Origin of the sequence: Dolichospermum sp. LEGE 00246 (assembly GCF_015207865.1) — a bacterium.
GTDB classification, from domain to species: domain Bacteria; phylum Cyanobacteriota; class Cyanobacteriia; order Cyanobacteriales; family Nostocaceae; genus Dolichospermum; species Dolichospermum heterosporum.
The window spans coordinates 1-3,344 of the sequence record NZ_JADEWA010000529.1 but is presented as its reverse complement, the minus strand read 5'-3'; the positions used below and the strand labels follow the sequence as shown (position 1 = coordinate 3,344).

The following is a 3,344-nucleotide window of genomic DNA, read 5'->3' as shown; positions in this document are numbered from 1 at the left end:
GTAAATAAATGATATAATGACGTAACTATAATAATCCAAAATCATCCATTAAATCACCATGAAACCAAATCCTATACCTCCAACACTCGGACAAGAATCTGTTTGGGACTATCCCCGTCCTGCTATTTTAGAAGATACTGACAAACATCTCAAAGTTATTTGTAATGGGATTGTTTTAGCAGAAACCACTAGAGGAAAAAGAGTTTTAGAAACTAGTCATCCTCCGGGTTATTATATTCCTGCTGAAGATATTAAGTTAGAACATTTAATAGAGACACCTAGAAAAACTTGGTGTGAATGGAAAGGTTGGTGTCAATATTATGATGTTTCCGTAGGAGATAAATACATAAATAATGCTGCTTGGCGATATATTCAACCCAGTCCTAATTTTATCTCAATTCAAGAATATTACAGTTTTTATGTCAGTTTAATGGATGCTTGCTATGTGAATGATGAATTAGTTAAAGCGCAAACAGGTGATTTTTACGGAGGGTGGATTACTTCTGATATTGTTGGACCATTTAAAGGTGAACCAGGAACTATGTGGTGGTAAATAAGGAAAATTTCAGTTGTCAAAATTGATAGTTTGACAACTCATGAACATCATGGAGAAATTATCTACGGTTAATTCTTTCTTCGGTATAAGTAATTGGACAAAAATATTTACAGTCATTGCGAGGGAAGGGAAGCAATCACAACCCTGGCGATTGCTTCATTTCACTTCGTTCCATATGGCTAACGCCAGGCAACGCTTACGCAATGACATTGTGTAATTAATTCTGTCTCACTACTTAGTATTAGCAAGCGATCGCACTATAGACTCTGAGTAAAAAAAGAACCAGAGAGAAGAAAATATAGAAATTCTGATCTTCTTCCCTGGTTAATGATCAATTCAATTCCAATACTTGTCGGTTATTGAAAAACAAAGTTGGTATTGATATCCAAACCGGTAACGCCATTAACAATAGCAACAGTTTGACCAAGTAACCCGATTTCCGTATTCCCATTGAGAACATTGAGAGTCAAACTGCTAGAGGAAATACCAAGAACACCGATGACATCAGTGCCTTTTTGGAAGTCAAGCACAGTATTGGCAGCTTTGGGTAGTTCAGCATTGACAATCCAGAATTGGTCAGCGCCAGCACCACCGGAAATTAAGTTACCACCACCAAGACTAACGTAGAATTTATCTTTACCATCACCGCCGAGGGCGCGACCATTAGAACCAAGGTTGAAGGTGTCATCACCCACACCACCTGAGAGGCGATAGCCACTTACATCATTCGCATAAAGGTGATCATTGCCAGAGCTACCAAACACAACGTCATTATTGCCAGCGAAAATTGTGTCATTACCGCTACCAGAGTCTATGCGGTTACGTCCTGCAATGGGAGAAGATACTGTTTGTGCTTCAATTTCATCATCATTAGCACCAGTGAACACAGTATCATTAATCCCATCAAAGGTAGTATTAGCTGCACCAGCAATTAATATATCAACACCAGGTGTTCCTGATACTACCTGAGTTGCTTGTTGAGATGCCGCAAATTCGGGTGTCACACCAAACATAGTTTGGTACATGACATTGTAAATTTCGGTGTTGTCCAAGGTGCTGGGTAGTTTATCTGCATTCATCCCATGGGCTTTAGCAACAATGCTACCAGGGAAATCGGGAGTACCGACCCAAGCTACACCGAAGTTACCCATTAGTCCATCAATGCTGCTTTTAGCTGCGAAGGGTTTCCAAGGATCTGCAACTGTGCCTGTACTACCATTAACACCATCTAAAACTGCCTGATTTGTATTAGTTGTAGTGGGGTTAACACGAATAAATGGCGCACTAGGCTCAGTATCCGCTAGTGTAGGGCTAGAGGTAGAGTTACCAGCGGGACGGTTGTAAGGCTCAAATTGGAAAACTTGCAATCCGCCAGCATCGCTATCTGCGGTTGTGATCACCAAAGTATTAGGATCTTGGGTGTTGATGTAGTTCATGGCTACACCGATCGCTGCATCAGCCCGGCGTACAGCTTCAATAGTGCCAACTGCATTGTTGTTATTAGCAAAGTTGTCACTACCTTCCTCTTCCACTACCACAAAGAAACCATCAGGGTCTTTGTTGAGGATTTTTAAAGACGCATCTAGCATCTCTGCTACTGTCGGTGCAGTGTTTAGGTAGAGAGGTAAGGGATTAGCAGTGTTTAATCCTAATTGTTCTTCCCTGCGATCGTCAGACGAAACGAACAAAATATTGATTTTATGTTATTATAAAAAAGTAGGTGTAGTCCAATTAAATGCTCCAAATGCAGCCTACAAAACAAAAAACAAATCTCAAAACCAAAGAACCGTGGGGCGCACGGTCTTAAAGCTCAGTTAATGTCCTCATAGAGGAGTCACTGAGAAGCCCACACTCACCTGAAAGGGAGTGTGTGGAGTACGTCACAAACAATAGAACCGGAAAAATCAGGTGTACCAGCCCAACCAATACCAAACTTGAACACATCACCACTAGCATCTGGTGCAGCTACAAAAGGCGCAGTGTTAGCACCAGTTTGACCATCTAAGGGTACGTTGCGGTTTGATGTAGTGGGGTTATTATTAACAGTACCTACGGTTGCACCAGTGCGGGGATCTACTACTTGCAAACCACCGCCTGAGTTAATTACCTGTTTGGCAATTTCCGCAGCTTGGGCGCGAGGTACGGTGATAGTTCCATTGGCGTTAGTAATTTCCTGTGTCTTAGCAACAAAGGCGGCTGTACCAGGTTCATAGATCGCTCCAGATTGAACTAGGGCGGTAACTTTACCTGCATCTCTAGCTTCTTCAACAATGGTTTTGGTAGTTCCAGAAAGGGATGTGATGGGTAAATTCCCTAGTTCATAACCAAAAGACTCCGCATAAACTTTAACGCCTGTAGCGTGAGTCACAGCACCAGCATTAGATGTTCCACCCAACTGGTCTTCCATGTGACCGAGGTACACACCAGCATTGGACATCTTGTCCCAATTTAAACGTCCATCAGGACCCTTATCTATAAATCTTGCAACAGCATAGTGAGATGGACTAGTTCCATCTGGGTGCATGAAAATGACATGATTACCTGTTGTCATAAAACCTCTCAATTGGTTAGTTCAGTTTTTGCAAGTAATATTCAAATAATCATCTAAACCTCCAGGAGACCCCCACCAAAACTGTACTCAGTTTGGTGATGGGAGGAATGGAGGGTTAATTGTGAAACGTCCCTTGAGTAATTTTGTGCGCCAGCACAAACAATGAAAGGGACAGTTGAGCAATTAACAAATCTTTGATTTTCCATATTCGTAACCGTCCTTTTTGTGAATTGATTT

Annotated in this window: 3 protein-coding genes; 1 reads left to right on the top strand and 2 read right to left on the bottom strand. The window is 41.6% G+C overall.

Going from position 1 to position 3,344, the window contains the following annotated elements:
• Positions 1-58: 58 nt before the first annotated feature.
• The gene (locus IQ228_RS23415) at positions 59-553 is read left to right on the top strand and encodes a DUF427 domain-containing protein (protein WP_027400820.1); all 495 of its coding nucleotides are present in this window, start codon (positions 59-61) and stop codon (positions 551-553) included.
• A gap of 359 nt (positions 554-912) precedes the next feature.
• On the opposite strand, the gene IQ228_RS23410 is transcribed toward IQ228_RS23415, so the two are convergent.
• Complete coding sequence (locus IQ228_RS23410; protein WP_228044041.1) at positions 913-2,244, bottom strand: alkaline phosphatase; 1,332 nt, start codon at positions 2,242-2,244, stop codon at positions 913-915.
• 164 nt (positions 2,245-2,408) lie between these two features.
• Positions 2,409-3,107 (bottom strand): alkaline phosphatase, encoded by a 699-nt coding sequence (locus IQ228_RS27515; RefSeq protein ID WP_370566935.1) that lies wholly within the window; start codon positions 3,105-3,107, stop codon positions 2,409-2,411.
• Positions 3,108-3,344: the final 237 nt, after the last annotated feature.

Coding starts and splice junctions, on each gene's coding strand:
- IQ228_RS23415 (WP_027400820.1), top strand. CDS start 59: ATGAAACCAAATCCTATACCTCCAACACTCGGACAAGAATCTGTTTGG.
- IQ228_RS27515 (WP_370566935.1), bottom strand. CDS start 3,107: ATGACAACAGGTAATCATGTCATTTTCATGCACCCAGATGGAACTAGT.